Origin of the sequence: Pseudorhizobium endolithicum, from assembly GCF_902153245.2 — a bacterium.
Taxonomy (GTDB): domain Bacteria; phylum Pseudomonadota; class Alphaproteobacteria; order Rhizobiales; family Rhizobiaceae; genus Neorhizobium; species Neorhizobium endolithicum.
On sequence record NZ_CABFWF030000010.1, the window covers coordinates 145,719 to 162,769 of the forward strand.

Sequence of the window (17,051 nt, forward strand, 5' to 3'; positions counted from 1 at the left end):
AGGCTCTTCCGCGCGCCTCCCGCCTTGAACCGGTTCCGCATGCTGATCATCTTCGAAAGTATCCTGCCGATCTTCCTCCTGGTCCTGCTCGGCGTGGCCCTGAAACGCAGTCCGCTCATCAACGGGACCTTCTGGGAGGGGCTGGAGCAGTGCGGCTACTACGTCCTGTTCCCCGCCCTGCTCTTCCACACGCTGGCGACCGCCGATTTCTCGAGCATGGAAATCGGCGCCATCGGGTTCACGGGGGTCGTTGCAGTCCTGCTGATGTGCGCGCTGGTGCTCGCGCTCTGGCTGCCGCTGAAGCGCCTGGCTACTCCCGCCTCATCCTTCAGCTCGGTCTTCCAGACTGCCACGCGGTGGAATGCCTTCATCGCGCTCGCAATCGCGCAGAAACTCCATGGCGATTACGGCCTGACGGTCGTGGCGCTGGTGATGGCGGTGATCATCCTGCCGATCAACTTCATCAATGTCGGCGTCCTGCTCTGGTTTTCGGGGACGCGGACGAGCTATGGCGCTTTCATATTGCGGCTCGTCACCAACCCGCTGATCATCAGCAGCCTGCTCGGTGTGATGGTCAACCAGGTCGGCATCCCGATCTATTCGCCGTTGATGACGACCGTGGATCTCGTGGCGCGAGCCGCCCTCAGCCTCGGGCTGATCGCGGTTGGGGCGGGGCTGCGCGTTTCGGATGCCGTCAAGCCGCGGCCCCTGGTCCTGTTTTCAACGGCGCTGAAGCTCGCCTGCTTCCCAGCCGTGATGATCGGAGCTGCCCTGGTGGCCGGCGTCACCGGCCCGGCATTGGCATTGCTCGGCTTGAGCGCCGGGGTGCCGACCGCCATGAATGGCTATATCCTCGCCAAGAAGATGGGCGGCGATGCGGAACTCTACGCCGCCACCGCCACGGTTCAGACCGTGTTTTCCTTCGTGACGATCCCGCTGGTGCTGATGGTGGCCAGTCAGCTTGCCGCCGGATAGAGCAGGTCCACGATATAGGCGGCGTCGAAGCGGGCATCCAGCATCCCATAGGTGGAGCGCCAGCCGCCGGCGAGCCGTGTCTCGAGGAAGGCGTCCGCGATCTTGCCCGCTCCGAGGCGCGCCAGCTCGGCGGCACCGGCCGCCAATGCCAGCTGCTCGACCAGCAGGCGGGCCGCCCCCTCGTCGGTTTCGCAAAGCGCCATGGCTGCCCGCAGGACCTCGATAGTCTTGCGGCCGGACGCCCCGAGGTCGCGTTCGAAACCGGAAAGCACGAGCTCGAAAAGGTCCTTCCCACGTGACAGAACGCGCAGGACGTCGAGCGCCATGACATTCCCGGAGCCTTCCCAGATCGCATTGACGGGAGCTTCCCGGTAATGCCGCGCGACCGGGCGCTCCTCCACATAACCGTTGCCGCCGAGGCACTCCATCGCCTCGTAGATCAGAGACGGCGCGATCTTGCAGTTCCAGTACTTGATGACCGGCGTCATGACGCGGGCGAAGGCCGCATCGGCCGGGCTGCTTGCCGCCCGATCGAACGCATCGGCCAGCCGGAAGGCCAGCGCGGTCGCCGCGGCTACATCGAGCGCCATGTCCGCCAATACGCGCGTCATCAGCGGCTGGTCGATGAGGTTCTTGCCGAAGACGCTGCGGCCGCGGCAGTGGTGCACGGCTTCGGCCAAGGAAGCCCGCATGATCCCGGCCGACGCCAGGGCGCAGTCGAGCCGCGTCAGCGTCACCATGTCGAGGATGGTGCGGATACCGGCGCCGGGTTCGCCCAGCAGGTAACCGAAGGCATCGTTGAACTCGACTTCCGACGAGGCGTTGGAGCGGTTGCCGAGCTTGTCCTTCAGCCGCTGGAACTTCAGTCCATTGGCCGAGCCATCCTCCAGGAGGCGCGGCACGAGGAAGCAGCCGATGCCTTCGTTGGTCTTCGCCAGCATGACGAAGGCGTCGCTCATCGGCGCCGACATGAACCACTTGTGCCCCGAGAGGCGATAGATGCCTTCGCCTACCCGCTCGGCCGTGGAACGGTTGGCGCGGACATCGGTGCCACCCTGCTTTTCCGTCATGCCCATGCCGAGCGTGACCGCACTCTTCTGCAGCGCCGGCCGGTTGGACGAGTCGTACTTGCGCGACAGTATCTTCGGCGCCCATTCCTTCTGGACGCGCGGCGAGGCCATGAGGGCCGCGACGGAGGCGCTGGTCATCGTCAGCGGGCAAAGATGGCCGCATTCCAGCTGAGCGGTCAGATAGAAACGGGTGGCGCGCGCCTTGTGCTCGCTGCCCTTTGCCTCGGGAATGCTTTCCCAGACGGACGAATGAAGCCCTATCGACATCGACCGGCGCATCAGCGCGTGCCAGGCGGGATGGAACTCTACCGTATCCAGCCGCTCGCCGCGAGGCCCGTGGGTACGAAGCTTTGGGGGGCTCTCGTTCGCCATCCGAGCCAGTTCCTGCGCCTCCGGCGAGGTCGCGTAATGGCCGATCGAATCGAACTCCTCCCGCAGGCTGCGATGCAGGCTTGCGGTAAGATCGACGATCAGGGGATCTGATCGGTATGCGTTGATGCCGGACCAGGGTTGTGGCTGGTTCAGTTCGGCAAGCTTTTGTTCGGTCCGGCTTTTCTGTGTCATGCTTGGCTTCTAGCCCGTTTCTCTGAAAAATGCATGAGGATGACCGGACTTTTCCCGCCCCTTCGCTTGCCGGTTCCCCAGCCAGTCATTATAGACGCCCGAACGCAAGCGGAGACGCCTCATGGTCTTCTTCCCTCACCGCCATCTCCTTGGCATCAAGGGCCTTACCGAGCAGGACATCACCTATCTTCTGGACAAGGCCGACGACGCGGTCCAGATCAGCCGGCAGCGGGAGAAGAAGACCTCGACGCTGCGCGGCCTCACCCAGATCAACCTGTTCTTCGAAGCCTCCACCCGCACCCAGTCCTCCTTCGAACTGGCAGGCAAGCGCCTCGGCGCCGATGTGATGAACATGTCGGTCGGCAATTCCTCGGTGAAGAAGGGCGAGACCCTCATCGACACGGCAATGACATTGAACGCCATGCATCCGGACGTGCTGGTGCTTCGCCATTCCTCGGCCGGCGCGGCAGCGCTGCTGGCGCAGAAGGTCGCTTGCTCCGTCGTCAATGCAGGCGACGGGCAGCACGAGCATCCGACGCAGGCGCTGCTCGACGCACTCACCATCCGGCGCGCCAAGGGCAGGCTCTCGCGCATTATCGTCGCCATCTGCGGTGACGTGCTGCATTCGCGCGTCGCCCGTTCCAACATCCTGCTGCTGAATGCCATGGGCGCGCGCGTGCGCGTCGTCGCGCCGGCGACGCTCCTCCCCTCCGGCATCGCCCAGATGGGCGCGGAAGTCTTCCACTCCATGGAGGAAGGGCTCAAGGACGCCGACGTCGTGATGATGCTTCGGCTGCAGCGGGAGCGAATGTCCGGCTCCTTCGTGCCCTCCGTCCGGGAATATTTCCGCTTCTATGGCCTCGATGCCGAGAAGCTGAAGGCGGCGAAGGAGGATGCACTGGTCATGCATCCAGGACCGATGAACCGCGGCGTGGAAATCGCTTCCGAGGTCGCCGACGGGCCCCAGAGCGTGATCGAGCAACAGGTCGAGATGGGGGTCGCCGTACGTATGGCGGTGATGGAAGCACTGCTCCTTTCGCAGAACCAGGGCCCGAGAAGCGAGGGAGCGAGCGCATGAGCAAGCCCCTCGTCCTCAACAACGCCCGGATCATTGATCCGTCCCGCCAGGCCGACGAGGTCGGCACGATCATCGTTGCAGAAGACGGCCGGATCCTTGCCGCCGGTGCCGACGCCCGCAACCAGGGGACGCCTGACGGCGCGGAAGTCCGCGACTGCCGCGGCCTCGTCGCTGTGCCCGGCCTGGTGGATGCCCGTGTCTTCGTCGGCGAACCCGGAGCGGAACACCGCGAGACCATCGAATCGGCAAGCCACGCGGCAGCCGCCGGCGGCGTCACTTCCTTCATCATGATGCCGGACACCGATCCGGTGCTCGATGACATCGCGCTCGTGGAATTCGTCCAGAAGACCGCGCGCGACAAGGCAGTGGTCAACGTCCACCCGGCGGCAGCGCTCACGAAGCACCTTGCCGGCGAGGAGATGACAGAGATCGGGCTTCTTCAGGAGGCGGGTGCCGTCGCCTTCACCAACGGTCGCCATGCGCTGCCCGATACGCTCGTACTCCGCCGCGCGATGACCTATGCGCGGGAATTCGGGGCCGTCGTCGCGCTGGAACCTCGCGAGACGTATATCGGCAACGGCGTGATGAACGAAGGGCTCTTCGCCAGCTGGCTCGGGCTGGCCGGCGTACCGCGGGAAGCGGAAATCATCCCTCTCGAACGGGACCTGCGGATCGCGGCTCTGACGCGGGCGAAGTATCACGCGGCAAAGATCTCGGTGCCGGAATCGGTGGAGGCGATCCAGCTTGCCCGCGCACGTGGCGCCCACGTCACCTGCGGCATATCGATCAACCACCTCTGCCTCAACGAGAACGATATCGGCGAGTACCGGACCTTCTTCAAGCTGTCGCCTCCGCTGCGCACGGAAGACGACCGCGCCGCGATGGTCGAGGCATTGGCGGCCGGCACCATCGACATCATCGTATCGTCCCATGATCCGCAGGACGTCGACACCAAGCGCCTGCCCTTCGCCGATGCTGCGGATGGCGCCGTCGGGCTCGAAACCATGCTGGCTGCGGCGCTACGCCTTCATCATTCCGGCCAGGTACCCCTGATGCGCCTGATCGACGCGATGTCGACGCGTCCGGCGCAAATATTCGGGCTGGACGCCGGCACGTTGAAAGCGGGTGCGAAGGCGGACATCACGCTGATCGACCTGGACGAGCCGTGGATCGTGTCGAAGGACGGGCTCCTGTCGCGCTCCAAGAACACGCCCTTCGAAGACGCTCGCTTCTCCGGTCGCGCCGTCGCGACCTATGTCGGCGGCAAATGCGTCCATTCGCTCTGAGGAGACGAGCCGGTGAATGACCTGTTGAACTGGCAGATCGGTGGCGGTGTCGCCGTTGCGGCGATGGTCCTCGGTTATCTCCTGGGCTCGATCCCCTTCGGCCTGATCCTCACGCGCGCGGCGGGTCTGGGCGACATTCGTTCGATCGGTTCCGGCAATATCGGGGCAACCAATGTGCTCCGCACAGGCAACAGGAAGCTCGCGGCCGCGACGCTCCTTCTCGACGCGCTGAAGGCGACCGCTGCGGCCGTCGCCGGTACTTATATCGCGGGACCCGAGGCCGGGTTGCTCGCGGGCTTCGCCGCCTTCCTCGGCCACCTCTTCCCGGCCTGGCTCGGTTTCAAGGGGGGCAAGGGTGTCGCCACCTATATCGGCGTGCTGCTCGGCATCGCACCTTTCTGGGTCCTGGTCTTTGCTGCCGTTTGGCTGACGGTCGCCTTCATCAGCAAGTATTCGTCCCTGTCCGCACTGGTTGCAACGCTTGTGATTCCGGTTGCATTGTGGATAGTAGGCGAAGACAAGATCGCCCTCGTCATGGCAATCATGACTGCGGTCTCCTGGTGGCGGCATGAAACCAACATCAGGCGGCTGCTGGCGGGTACGGAAGGCAAGATCGGCCAAAAGGGATAGCGATGCCGGACGACGGCGCAAGACGACAGGGGATTGCGCTCACAGACAGGCAAAGGATCGCCTGGCTCCGCCTCATCCGCAGCGACAATGTCGGGCCGGCCACGTTTCGCGATCTCATCAACCACTTCGGCTCCGCCGAAACAGCCCTCGCCATGCTGCCGGAGTTATCCAGCCGCGGCGGGGCCTCCCGCGCCATCCGCATCGTTTCCGTGGAGGATGCCGAGCGGGAAATCGAGGCCGCCCGCCGATACGGGGCCCGCTTCATCGGCATCGGAGAGCCGGACTATCCGCCCGCACTCCGGCAGGTCGACGGAGCGCCGCCCCTGCTTGCCGTCAGGGGACATCTTCCCGTGACGCTCCAGCCCTCCGTCGGCATCGTCGGCTCGCGCAACGCGTCCATCAGCGGCGCCAAGTTTGCAGCAATGATCGCTCGCGATCTCGGCCGTGCCGGCTATACCGTCACGTCGGGGCTCGCGCGCGGCATCGATACGGCTGCCCACCGGGCAGCGCTGGATGGCGGAACCATCGCGGTTCTGGCTGGAGGACTGGATCAACCCTACCCTCCCGAGAACGTCTCCCTTCTGGACGAGATCATGCGCGAGGATGGTCTTGCCGTCAGCGAAATGCCCTTCGGATGGGAACCGCGCGCGCGTGATTTCCCGCGCCGGAACCGGCTGATCGCAGGCATATCCCTCGGAGTCGTGGTCGTCGAGGCGGCGCAGAAATCCGGCTCGCTGATCACGGCACGCATGGCCGGGGATTTTGGGCGGCTTGTGTTCGCCGTTCCCGGTTCTCCTCTCGACCCCCGCTGCCACGGCACCAATTCGCTCTTGAAGGAGGGCGCGATCGTCACCACGTCCTCGGAGGATGTCCTGGAGGCGCTCGCGCCGCTTTCCCGTATGGAAGGCCCGGCCGGGGCAGTCGTCGAGGAACCAGGGCAAGACGATGGAAAGGCGTTCCTGCCGCCCGACGACAGCGAGCGGGCAACAATCATCTCGGCACTCGGACCGACGCCGGTCGAAATCGACGACATCATCCGACATACCGGATTGCCGGCTTCCGCCGTCTACCTGGTTCTCCTCGAACTCGATCTGGCCGGTCGGCTACACCGTCATGCCGGAGGACTTGTCTCGCTCTGCATGCATGATTGACCGGGGTCTGCGGCCCGCCTGAACGTCGCCCGCCTCGACATAGGCCATCTCGATCAGGTAGCACAGCATGTCCGCTCCTTCCCTCTGCGCGACATTGTGCAGTTCGCCCAGCATCTGGCGGATGTATGCGATAGCTTCCTTGTCACCGATACCGGCCCGATCCGAACCCATGACTGATCCCGTTGCCCCTGCCGTCCAGGATGGACTTCCTTTGGTGGAAGCAAGATAAAAGCATTTATCAAAGATTGCAGCAGATAGAAAAATCCCTCTCTGGTTGCATCGCGTTGTAGAGCAAAATCGGTCCCGGCACTTGACCGCGGCTCAAAGCCCATCCATGTCGGAAACAACATTGGCTTGGAACCTCGTTGCGTGCCGGGCATCGTCTCATCTTAGAGAAGCAAAAAATGAATGTCGTCGTCGTAGAATCTCCGGCCAAGGCCAAAACCATAAACAAGTATCTCGGGCCGGGTTACAAGGTTCTCGCTTCCTTTGGTCACGTGCGCGATCTGCCCGCCAAGGACGGCTCCGTGCTGCCCGATCAGGATTTCGAGATGTCGTGGGAAGTGGATGGGGCCTCCCAGAAGCGCATCAAGGATATTGCCGATGCGGTGAAGGGGTCCGACGGCCTCTTTCTGGCGACGGACCCGGATCGCGAAGGCGAGGCCATCTCGTGGCATGTGCTGGATCTTCTCAAGAAGAAGCGCGTGCTCGGCGACAAGCCGGTGAAGCGCGTCGTCTTCAACGCCATCACCAAGAAGGCGGTCCTCGATGCCATGGCAAGCCCGCGTGACATCGACGTGCCGCTGGTCGACGCCTATCTTGCCCGGCGCGCGCTCGACTACCTCGTCGGCTTCAACCTTTCACCGGTGCTCTGGCGCAAGCTGCCGGGCGCCCGTTCCGCGGGCCGCGTCCAGTCGGTTGCCCTTCGCCTCGTCTGCGACCGGGAGGCCGAGATCGAACGGTTCGTCTCGGAGGAATACTGGAACCTGTCCGCTCTGCTCCGCACTCCGCGCGGCGACGAATTCGAGGCTCGCCTGGTCTCCGCGGACGGCAAGCGGCTGCAGAACCGTTCGATCAAGAACGGCGACGAGGCGAACCGCCTCAAGGCGCTTCTCGATGGCGCAGCCTATGTCGTGGAGAGCGTCGAGGCGAAACCGGTCAAGCGCAATCCCGGCCCGCCCTTCACCACCTCGACGCTGCAGCAGGCCGCATCCTCCAATCTGGGCTTCAACGCCTCGCGGACCATGCAGGTCGCCCAGAAACTCTACGAGGGTATCGACATCGGCGGAGAGACGGTCGGCCTCATCACCTACATGCGTACCGACGGCGTGCAGATGGCGCCCGAGGCGATCGAGGGTGCACGGCGCGCCGTTCATGACCAGTTCGGCGAACGTTACGTGCCGGAGAAGCCGCGCTTCTATTCCACGAAGGCCAAGAACGCCCAGGAAGCGCACGAAGCGATCCGCCCCACCGACTTCAATCGCACGCCCGACAAGGTCCGTCGCTACCTGGACGCCGACCAGGCCCGCCTCTACGAACTGATCTGGAAGCGCGGGATCGCCAGCCAGATGGCATCTGCCGAGATGGAGCGGACCACCGTCGAAATCCTTGCGGACAACAATGGCCAGAAGGTCGGCCTGCGCGCAGTCGGCTCCGTCATCCGGTTCGACGGCTTCCTCGCTGCCTATACCGACAGCCGTGAGGATGCAGAACCATCCGACGACGGTGACGAGGACGGACGCCTGCCCGAAATCAATGCGCGCGAGAAACTCGACAAGAACCGGGTGAATGCCAGCCAGCACTTCACCGAGCCGCCGCCGCGCTATTCCGAGGCCTCGCTCATCAAGAAGATGGAGGAGCTCGGCATCGGCCGCCCCTCCACCTATGCCGCGACGTTGAAGACATTGAGTGACCGCGACTATGTCACCACCGAGAAGCGCAAGCTCATTCCCCAGGCAAAGGGCCGGCTGGTAACCGCGTTCCTGGAGAACTTCTTCACGAAGTATGTGGAGTACGACTTCACCGCGGACCTGGAGGAAAAGCTCGACAGGATTTCGGCTGGCGACCTCGACTGGAAGCAGGTGCTCCGGGAGTTCTGGCAGGATTTCTTCGCGCAGGTCGAGGAGACCAAGGAACTGCGCGTGACGAATGTGCTGGACGCGCTCAACGAGGCGTTGGCACCGCTTGTCTTCCCCAAGCGGGAAGACGGCAGCGATCCCCGCACCTGCCAGGTCTGCGGCACCGGCAAGCTCTCCCTGAAGCTCGGCAAGTACGGCGCCTTCGTCGGCTGCTCCAACTATCCGGAATGCAACTTCACGCGTCAGCTCTCCCAGGAGGGTGCCGAAGCGGAGGCAAGCGGTCTCAACGAGCCGAAATCGCTGGGCGCCGACCCGCATACCGGGGAGGACCTGACGCTCCGCTCAGGCCGCTTCGGTCCGTACATCCAGCGCGGCGAAGGCAAGGATGCCAAGCGCTCCTCGCTGCCGAAGGGATGGAAGCCCGAGGACATCGATCACGAGAAGGCGCTGGCGCTCATCAACCTGCCGCGAGATATCGGCAAGCATCCGGAAAGCGGCAAGATGATTTCCGCAGGCATCGGACGCTACGGACCGTTCCTGCTGCACGACGGCACCTATGCCAATCTCGAGAGCGTCGAGGATGTCTTCACGATCGGGCTCAACCGTGCGGTAACGGTGCTGGCGGAGAAGCAAAGCAAGGGCCCCGGCGGGCGCGGGCGCGGAACACCGGCTGCGCTGAAGACGTTGGGCGAGCATCCCGACGGCGGCGAAATCACCGTACGCGACGGCCGCTATGGTCCCTACGTGAATTGGGGCAAGGTCAACGCCACGCTTCCGAAGGGCAAGGATCCCCAGGCAGTGACCCTGGAAGAGGCTTTGGCGCTGATCGTCGAGAAGGGCGGCAAATCCTCGGGCAAGGGGAAGGCCACGAAGACGAAGGCGGCCGCCGCCGGAACCAAGAAGGCGGCAGCGAAGCCCAGGGCCGCGGCCAAGCCCAAGACGACCGCGAAAGCAGCCACGAAGGCAAAGAAGACCGGAACGTGACAAAAGTACCTCGGGAAAGATCCGCGACCAGAAGCCGGAAGACCGCCAATGCCCCCTCCTCCGGCGGACCTGTCATCGTCCACGGGGCTGTGCCGCCGCGGGAAATTCTCCTCGAATTCATAGCCGATAACCCCGACCGCACCTCCAAGCGCGAAATCGCCAAGGCGTTCGGCCTCAAGGGCGAGGCACGGGTGGAACTGAAGGACCTTCTCAGGACGCTGGAGGACGAGGGCCTTCTGAAGAAGAGCCGTAAATCCCTGTCCCGCCCTGGCGACCTGCCGCCGATCACGGTGCTCGATATCACCACCCGGGACAAGGACGGGGAACTGATCGGACGACCTGCCGAGTGGCCGGAGGACCAGGGCGCAGCGCCGGCCGTCCTTATCCGTCAGTCTCCCGACCGCAAGGGTAAGGGCAAGACGCCGACAGCGGGCCTGAATGATCGGGTGCTCGCGAAGATCTTTCCGAACAAGGATCGCAGCGGCCCGGCCTATACCGCGCGCGTCATCAAGGTCATCGATCGCCGTCGCGGCGCGTCGCTCGGTGTCATCCGCATGATGGAGAGCGAGACCCGCCTCATGCCCATCGACCGGCGCGGCGAGGAGATGCTGATCGAGCGTGACGGCATGGGTGAGGCAAAGGACGGCGACCTGGTCGAGGTGGAAGTCGCCCGCAGCGGCCGCTTCGGGCTGCCCCGCGCTCGCGTCCTCTCCGTCGTCGGGTCCGTCGGCTCCGAGAAGGCGATCTCGATGATCGCCATCTATGCGCACGGCATTCCTCACGTGTTCCCGCAGGCTGTTCTGGACGAGGCGGACGCTGCCCGGCCCGCGACCATGTCAAAGCGCGAGGACTGGCGCGACGTGCCGCTGATCACCATCGATCCGGCCGACGCCAAGGATCACGACGACGCAGTCTATGCCGAGGCGGATCCTTCCCCCGACAATCCCGGCGGCGTCATCGTCACCGTCGCGATCGCCGACGTCTCCTGGTATGTGCGCACCGGATCGGCTCTCGACCGCGAGGCGCTGAAACGCGGCAACTCCGTCTATTTCCCGGACCGGGTCGTACCCATGCTGCCGGAGCGCATCTCGAACAACCTCTGCTCGCTTCGCGAGGGCGAGGATCGCCCGGCGATCGCCGTGCGGATGGTGTTCTCGAAGGAAGGCCGCAAGGCCGGGCACACCTTCCACCGCATCATGATGAAGAGCGCGGCCAAGCTCTCCTACCAGCAGGCCCAGGCGGCAATCGACGGCAAGCCCGACGACAAGACGGGGCCGCTGCTCGAGCCGATCCTGAAGCCCCTCTGGAACGCCTATGCGACCCTGAAGCGCGGGCGCGACCGGCGGCAGCCGCTCGAGCTCGACATGCCGGAGCGGAAGATCATCCTCAAGCCCGACGGCACCGTCGACCGCGTGTTCATTCCCGAGCGCCTCGATGCCCACAAGCTCATCGAGGAGATGATGATCCAGGCGAACGTCGCCGCCGCCGAGACGCTGGAAAGGAAGCGGCAACCGCTCGTCTACCGCGTCCACGACGCACCTGCGCTTTCGAAGCAGGAAACGCTGCGGGAATTCCTTGCCACGATCGGCCTTTCGATGGCCAAGGGCGGGCAGTTGCGGGCGAACTCCTTCAACGGCATCCTTGCCAAGGCTCTCGATACGCCGCACCAGACCATGGTCAACGAGATGGTGCTGCGCTCGCAGAGCCAGGCCATCTACAGCCCCGAGAACATCGGACACTTCGGGCTGAACCTGATGAAATACGCGCATTTCACCTCCCCGATCCGCCGCTATGCCGACCTGATCGTGCATCGCGCGCTGGTCGGTTCGCTCGGTCTCGGCGAAGGCGGAATCACGCCCGAGGAGGAAGCGATGCTCGACGACATAGCCGCCGAGATCTCGACCTTCGAGCGGCGGGCGATGGCAGCCGAGCGCGACACCGTCAACCGCCTGATTGCGCATCACCTGAGCGAGCGGATCGGCGAGGAATTCGAAGGCCGAGTGTCGGGAGTGACCAAGGCCGGCCTGTTCATCACCCTGCCGGAATACGGGGCGGACGGCTTCGTGCCGATCTCGACGCTCGGGACCGACTACTTCATCTACGACGAGGCTCATCAGGCGCTGACCGGCGAGAAGGCTGGCCTCGGCTACCAGTTGGGCGATGCCGTCGACGTCAGGCTCGTGGAGGCCATTCCCCTCGCGGGAGCTCTCCGCTTCGACATGCTGAGCGAAGGCAGAAAAATGCCTACCGCGACACGCTCCTTCCACAAATCCGGGCGAAGAGATCGCAGCCAGCGGCGCGGCAAGGCCGGGACGCGGCCTCCACGCGGGCGATAGGAGCAGGCAATGCACAGACAAGGCGAGCAGCCGGTACAATATGGTGGGCGGCAGGAAGCGGAACGTCCTCCGATGCGCGCGATCGGGCGCGGCATCCGGAGCACCTGCCCCGCATGCGGGACCGGACGGCTTTTCCAGGCATTCCTGAAGCCCGTGAACCACTGTGCGGCCTGCGGCGAGGAAATTCACCATCATCGGGCCGACGACCTGCCGGCCTATCTGGTGATCTTCATCGTCGGGCACGTCCTGCTGACCGGATACATGCTGACCGACATGGTCTTCCCGCTGTCGCCCTGGCTTCATCTCGCCATCTGGATCCCGCTCGCCGTCCTGGCGGCGCTGCTGACGATCCAGCCGATCAAGGGCGGCGTCATCGGGCTTCAATGGGCCTATCGCATGCACGGGTTCGGCGGCGAGCACGACGAGACCTCCCCCGAACGGCACGGAGACCGCCGCCCGTGAGCACGGTCGTGGTGGAGCCGGCTCCTTTCGCTATCGACGAGCCACCCCGGACGAACAGGGAAAAGCTGCGCCCGAGGGATGCAAGCACCATCATCCTGCTCGATCGGCGCGACGGCATCCCCCGCTTCCTGATGGGGCGCAGAGGCGGCGGCCATGCCTTCATGCCGGACGTCTACGTCTTTCCCGGCGGGCGGCGGGATCGGCAGGATTACGCCCTTCCCTTCCAGCGCGATCTGCATCCTCTGGTCAGCCACCGATTGCTCTCGCAGACGACCGCAAGGACGCGCTCAACGACCGCGCGGGCCCTTGCGCTTGCAGCCATGCGCGAGCTTCAGGAGGAAACCGGCCTGGCACCGGGCACTCCGCCGGACCTCTATCACCTGCGCTACGTGGCTCGGGCGGTAACGCCACCGGGCAATGTGCGCCGCTTCGACACCCGCTTCTTCCTGCTGCCGACAGACGAGGCCAATATCGCCACGGACACGCTTCGGGAGACGGAGGAGTTGCAGGATCCGCGCTGGGTGAGCTTTTCCGACCTCGATGACCTGAACGTCCCGCGCATAACCCTGGCCGTCCTCAGGGAGGTAAGGGCCATGCTCGATGCGCAGCCGTCACTTCCATATGGACTTCCGGTGCCCTACTACTTTATGCGCCGTGGACGGTTCGTCCGGACCGAGATCTAGAGGCACTGATGTCCAGCCCCAAGAACGACCTCAACGGCCACGTCGAGGAAATCCACTGGCCGTCGCTCATCGCAGCGATCTCGGCGATCAGCGCGGTAGGGATCGCCATCGGACTCGGCCTTCCCCTCCTCAGCATCATCCTGGAGAAGCGCGGCATCTCATCCACGCTGATCGGCCTGAATTCCGCGATGGCGGGGGTCGCCGCGATGATCGCGGCACCGATCACGACACGGCTTGCCCATGACTTCGGCGTCGCCAGGACGATGCTGTGGGCAGTCGTCATCTCGGCCGTCAGCGGCCTCGGCTTCTACTATGCGGACGCCTTCTGGATGTGGTTTCCGTTGCGGTTCGCCTTTCACGGCGCCACCACCACCCTCTTCATCCTTTCCGAGTTCTGGATCAATGCCGCCGCCCCGCCACGGCGGCGCGGCCTCGTCCTCGGCATCTATGCGACGGTGCTTGCCGTCGGCTTCGCCATGGGACCCCTGCTTTTCTCGGCGATCGGCAGCGAGGGGATCGCTCCCTTCCTGGTTGGCGCGGGAGCTATACTCCTCGCAGCACTGCCGATCTACATCGCCCGCCACGAAAATCCGGTTCTCGACGAGAAGCCGGAACGCCACTTCCTTCGCTACATATTTCTCGTACCGACGGCGACCGCAGCCGTCTTCGTCTTCGGGGCCGTCGAGGCCGGAGGCCTCTCTCTGTTTCCAATCTACGCCGTGCGCACCGGGTTCAGCGAAGCACAGGCGGCGCTGCTACTGACTGTAATGGGCGTCGGGAACATGGTGTTCCAGATCCCGCTCGGCATGTATTCCGACCGATTGCGGGACCGAAGACCGCTCCTTGCTCTCATGGCAGTCACGGGGCTTGTCGGATCGCTTCTCCTGCCGTTCCTGATCGAGAACTGGGTACTGACAGCTGTCGTTCTGCTCTTCTGGGGTGGCTGTGTGTCGGGTCTCTATACGGTAGGGCTGGCGCATCTAGGTTCGCGACTCACCGGAGCTGACCTCGCGGCAGCCAATGCCGCCTTTGTCTTCTGCTATGCCGTGGGGACGGTTGCAGGGCCGCAGGCGATTGGTGCGGCGATCGACATCACCGGCAACCACGGTTTCGCCTGGGCTCTGGCAGCCTTTTTCGGCCTCTACGTGGCGCTTTCCCTGGGCCGCCTCCTTTTTAGGAGCAAACGGACTTGACTTTTCAGGCGCGATTTGTAGTTTCGCGCCAGATTTCGCCGTGGGCACCATCCGGTCATCCGCGGCTTTCATTTTTCCTAAAGGCAGAACACCATGGCGAAAGCTACGACCATCAAGATCAAGCTGCTGTCGACGGCGGACACCGGTTTCTTCTACGTGACCAAGAAGAACAGCCGCACCTTCACCGACAAGATGACCAAGACCAAGTACGACCCGATTGCCAAGAAGCATGTCGAGTTCAAGGAAGCCAAGATCAAGTAAGATCGGGCACTCCGCTGCAAGATCGGGCGCGTACCGCAAGGTAACGCGCCTTTTTCTTTTCCTTGCGTTGGATACATGAAGAAGGCGCTGCCTCCTCTTGGGAAGCAGCGCCTTCTCTATTGGGGGTCGACCAGTTGCAACGCGGCACGAGGAACCGTTGAGAAGCAACCGGCCGACCGACCCCACGACCCAGGAGATGCGGCGGACCTGAGCATCATGGGGTATCTCTAAACATAGAGAAACTAAACCCGCGATTGAAAGTCGCGCAAACGGCGGCCGAAATCAACCGAATCCTCGTCGCCGGCAAAGCTACTTCTAATGTTGGTTAAAATCGGGAATAGCAAAGCCTGCCATGCAATGCGTAATACCTCCGCAAGGCATGATGTCGGATAGAGTTTTACCGCTTCGACTGATGGGATACTTCGAAAACCGCATTACTTGGGCTCGACAGTCACCGGCTGGCGGCACAGGAGGCACCGGCAGACATTCGACAAGGAGGAAAGGCTCAGGCGGCGGCAGCCACGACCCTGTTGCGCCCGCCATTCTTGGCCTCGTAGAGCGCCTTGTCGGCCTGCTTCAGCAACTGCTCGGGCGTCTCTGCTCCTGCCTCGTTGCACGCAATGCCGAGCGAGGCCGTCAAGCGAACCGTCTCTCCCGCGGAGCGGATGAAGAAGGGCCTGTCTTCGATCAGACTGCGAAGCCGTTCGGCGATGACATGGGCAGTGGCCGCGTCGGTATCGGGCATGACCACAACGAACTCCTCACCGCCATAGCGGCATGCGAGATCCGCGCCTCTCACCGTCGAACGGATCCGGCTGGCGAACTCGCGAAGGATGTCGTCGCCGGCATCGTGTCCGAAGGTATCGTTGACCTGCTTGAAGCGGTCGATGTCGGTGATGCAGACGGAGAGCGCCCTGCCCCGCGCAGCCGCGCGGTTGAAGAGCGTCCGCAGGTGGCTGTCGAGGTAGCGGCGGTTGTTGAGCCCGGTAAGCCCGTCCGTGACCGCGAGCTCGATCGTCTGGCGGACGCTCGTGCGGAGCCTGTCATTGTAGCGCTTGCGCTTGATCTGCGTGAGGCTTCGCGCGACGAGCTCGTTCGGGTCGATGGGGCGGACGATGTAATCGTTGACGCCGAGGTCGAGCGCTCGCACGACGAGATCCTCCTCGCCATGCTCCGTGACGATCAGCAGCGGCAGGAAGCGCGTCCGTTCCAGCGACCGGAGCTGCGAACAAAGACGCAAGGGGTCATGGTCGTCGAAATTCGCGTTCACGATGACGAGGTCGAAGCTGTTTTCGGCGGCTTCGAACAGGGCGGCCTGCGGATCCGACATGGCTATCACCTGGGCGACCGGCTTCAGGGCCTTGATGATGCGTTCCTGTGAACTCGCCCTGCTGTCGACCAGGAGGACCTGCCCCGGCTCCTCGCGCCCGTCCGTACCCTTCAGCAGGTCGTCCAACCCAACCTCGTGGGCAGTTTCAGCCCGGATGCGCAATTCGTCCGTGAGGGTCTTCAGACGGACGAGGCTTTTGACGCGGGAGACCAGTTGAAGGTCGTTCACCGGCTTGGTCAGGAAATCGTCCGCGCCGGCCTTCAGCCCCCGAACCCGGTCGGCCGGCTGGTCCAGGGCAGTGACCATGACAACGGGAATATGGGCGAAGCGCGGATCGGCCTTCAGGCGCTCGCAGACTTCAAAGCCGCTGATGCCAGGCATCATGATGTCGAGGAGGATCAGGTCGACATGGGTGCTCTCGCAGATCTGCAAGGCCTTGAATCCATCCTCGGCGGTCAGCACGTCGAAGTATTCAGCAAGCAGGCGCGCCTCGAGCAGCTTCACGTTGGCCGGAACGTCGTCGACCACCAGGATCCGTGCGGTCATGCCCAGCGCTCCGGTCTCATGCGTCGCCCAGATAAGTCTTGATGGTCTCGATGAACTTCGGCACCGAGATCGGCTTGGAGACGTAGGCTTCGCAGCCACCCTGGCGGATCCGCTCTTCATCGCCCTTCATCGCGAAGGCCGTGACGGCGATCACCGGGATGACATGAAGCTCGTCATCCTCCTTGAGCCATTTCGTCACTTCCAGCCCGGAGACTTCGGGAAGCTGTATATCCATCAGGATGAGGTCGGGGCGGTGCTTGCGCGCAAGGTCCATCGCCTCCATGCCGTTGCGCGTCTGGATGGTCTCATAGCCGCAAGCTTCGATCAGGTCGCGGAAGAGCTTCATGTTCAGCTCATTGTCTTCGACAATCATGACCCGCTTGGGCATGCGCTCCGTCTCCGATCCCGCCTTGCAAGCCTTTGT

15 protein-coding genes are annotated in these 17,051 nt (G+C 63.8%); 11 read left to right on the top strand and 4 right to left on the bottom strand.

Translation table 11 applies throughout. The features are described 5' to 3' along the window. Positions 1-39: 39 nt before the first annotated feature. Complete coding sequence (locus RTCK_RS06525) at positions 40-975, top strand: AEC family transporter (RefSeq protein WP_142592213.1); 936 nt, start codon at positions 40-42, stop codon at positions 973-975. Here RTCK_RS06525 and RTCK_RS06530 read toward each other — a convergent pair. Next, positions 957-2,609 (bottom strand): acyl-CoA dehydrogenase family protein, encoded by a 1,653-nt coding sequence (locus RTCK_RS06530; protein ID WP_142592214.1) that lies wholly within the window; start codon positions 2,607-2,609, stop codon positions 957-959. The two genes, RTCK_RS06525 and RTCK_RS06530, sit on opposite strands and share 19 nt — an antisense overlap. Before the next feature lie 121 nt (positions 2,610-2,730). Between RTCK_RS06530 and RTCK_RS06535 the strand changes: the two genes are divergently transcribed. The 4 genes from RTCK_RS06535 (at position 2,731) to dprA (ending at position 6,754) form a co-directional block, all read left to right on the top strand. Then, positions 2,731-3,687, top strand: coding sequence for an aspartate carbamoyltransferase catalytic subunit (locus RTCK_RS06535; protein ID WP_142521011.1), 957 nt, complete (start codon positions 2,731-2,733; stop codon positions 3,685-3,687). Continuing rightward, positions 3,684-4,973, top strand: coding sequence for a dihydroorotase (locus tag RTCK_RS06540; protein WP_142592215.1), 1,290 nt, complete (start codon positions 3,684-3,686; stop codon positions 4,971-4,973). Before RTCK_RS06535 ends, RTCK_RS06540 begins: the two co-directional genes overlap by 4 nt. A 63-nt stretch (positions 4,974-5,036) precedes the next feature. Continuing rightward, complete coding sequence (plsY, locus tag RTCK_RS06545) at positions 5,037-5,603, top strand: glycerol-3-phosphate 1-O-acyltransferase PlsY (protein WP_142592420.1); 567 nt, start codon at positions 5,037-5,039, stop codon at positions 5,601-5,603. A gap of 2 nt (positions 5,604-5,605) precedes the next feature. Further along, complete coding sequence (gene dprA / locus RTCK_RS06550; protein ID WP_142592216.1) at positions 5,606-6,754, top strand: DNA-processing protein DprA; 1,149 nt, start codon at positions 5,606-5,608, stop codon at positions 6,752-6,754. Here the strand turns inward: dprA and RTCK_RS06555 are convergent. Next, positions 6,707-6,925 carry a hypothetical protein gene (locus tag RTCK_RS06555; RefSeq protein ID WP_142592217.1) on the bottom strand — a complete coding sequence of 73 codons (219 nt, stop codon included), beginning with the start codon at positions 6,923-6,925 and terminating at the stop codon, positions 6,707-6,709. The two genes, dprA and RTCK_RS06555, sit on opposite strands and share 48 nt — an antisense overlap. Positions 6,926-7,158: 233 nt before the next feature. Here RTCK_RS06555 and topA point away from each other — a divergent pair, with 233 nt between their 5' ends. From topA to rpmG, 6 genes are all read left to right on the top strand, one after another. Then, complete coding sequence (topA, locus tag RTCK_RS06560; RefSeq protein ID WP_142592218.1) at positions 7,159-9,816, top strand: type I DNA topoisomerase; 2,658 nt, start codon at positions 7,159-7,161, stop codon at positions 9,814-9,816. Continuing rightward, complete coding sequence (gene rnr / locus RTCK_RS06565) at positions 9,813-12,152, top strand: ribonuclease R (RefSeq protein WP_142521016.1); 2,340 nt, start codon at positions 9,813-9,815, stop codon at positions 12,150-12,152. Before topA ends, rnr begins: the two co-directional genes overlap by 4 nt. Before the next feature lie 9 nt (positions 12,153-12,161). Continuing rightward, entirely contained in the window at positions 12,162-12,614 is a 453-nt protein-coding gene (locus RTCK_RS06570) for a DUF983 domain-containing protein (protein ID WP_142592219.1), read from the top strand. Beyond that, positions 12,611-13,297 (top strand): NUDIX hydrolase, encoded by a 687-nt coding sequence (locus RTCK_RS06575; RefSeq protein ID WP_328803921.1) that lies wholly within the window; start codon positions 12,611-12,613, stop codon positions 13,295-13,297. Before RTCK_RS06570 ends, RTCK_RS06575 begins: the two co-directional genes overlap by 4 nt. 8 nt (positions 13,298-13,305) lie before the next feature. Then, a complete protein-coding gene (locus RTCK_RS06580) occupies positions 13,306-14,490 on the top strand; it encodes an MFS transporter (RefSeq protein ID WP_142592220.1) in 1,185 nt (394 codons plus the stop codon). Between the two features lie 93 nt (positions 14,491-14,583). Further along, complete coding sequence (gene rpmG, locus RTCK_RS06585; RefSeq protein WP_142521020.1) at positions 14,584-14,751, top strand: 50S ribosomal protein L33; 168 nt, start codon at positions 14,584-14,586, stop codon at positions 14,749-14,751. Between the two features lie 505 nt (positions 14,752-15,256). On the opposite strand, the gene RTCK_RS06590 is transcribed toward rpmG, so the two are convergent. Further along, on the bottom strand, positions 15,257-16,627 hold the full coding sequence (locus tag RTCK_RS06590; protein WP_142592221.1) for a PleD family two-component system response regulator: 1,371 nt from the start codon (positions 16,625-16,627) through the stop codon (positions 15,257-15,259). Between the two features lie 16 nt (positions 16,628-16,643). Beyond that, positions 16,644-17,015: a response regulator gene (locus RTCK_RS06595; protein ID WP_142521022.1), complete on the bottom strand. Its 372-nt coding sequence runs from the start codon at positions 17,013-17,015 to the stop codon at positions 16,644-16,646. Positions 17,016-17,051 lie beyond the last annotated feature (36 nt).